The sequence below is a fragment of the Streptomyces alkaliphilus genome, from assembly GCF_014141535.1.
Taxonomy (GTDB): domain Bacteria; phylum Actinomycetota; class Actinomycetes; order Streptomycetales; family Streptomycetaceae; genus Streptomyces; species Streptomyces alkaliphilus.
Genome location: NZ_VKHT01001583.1, coordinates 1 through 681, shown reverse-complemented (window position 1 = coordinate 681; position 681 = coordinate 1). Strand labels below are relative to the sequence as shown.

1 protein-coding gene is annotated in these 681 nt (G+C 76.1%); it reads left to right on the top strand.

Features of this window, described 5'->3' with window-relative positions:
* Positions 1 to 556, top strand: a 556-nt coding sequence (locus tag FNQ90_RS25805; protein WP_182608514.1) for a nucleotidyltransferase family protein, incomplete at its 5' end; no start/stop codon positions are given.
* Positions 557 to 681: the final 125 nt, after the last annotated feature.

Below are 681 nucleotides of genomic sequence, written 5' to 3'. Positions count from 1 at the left end.
GCCCAAGGCACTGCTGGAGGTGGGGGGGCGGTCGCTGGCGGAACGCGCCGTCACCGTGCTCTCGGCCGCGGGCTGCGATCCGGTGCGGGTGGTGATCGGCGCCGACGCCGAACGGGTCCGGGCCCGATTGGTCGCCTCGTCCGCGAAACCCCGCGAGATCGTGGACAACCCGGCCTGGGAGCGGGGCATGGGCTCCTCGCTGCGCGTCGGCCTGAACCCCCCGCCGGCGGCCGACGCCGTGTTGGTGATGCTGGTGGACCAGCCCGGGATCGGGGTCTCGGCGGCGGCCCGGGTGATCGCGGCCGGCCGGGAGGCCCCCGGCGGACTCCGCTGCGCCCTGGTCACCGCCGGGTACGGCGGGAAGCGGGGGCACCCCGTGTTGCTCGGGGCCGACCACCTGCCCGGGGTGGTCGCCTCCGCACGCGGTGACCGGGGCGCCCGCGCCTACCTGGCGGAACACGCCGACCGGGTGCGGGTCGTGGAGTGCTCGGACGTGGCCGACCCCGCCGACATCGACACCCCGAAGGACCTGCGGCGCGCCCTCGTGACCGGGTGATCCGGGCACCCCCGGGGCTCAACAAAGTGTTGAACGCCACGGTGGGCGAACCTAGGATTCCGTCCATGGCGGCGCGCGGTGATGCGGGCCGCCGGCCGCCCGCGAAGGAGCCCTTCCCCCATGGC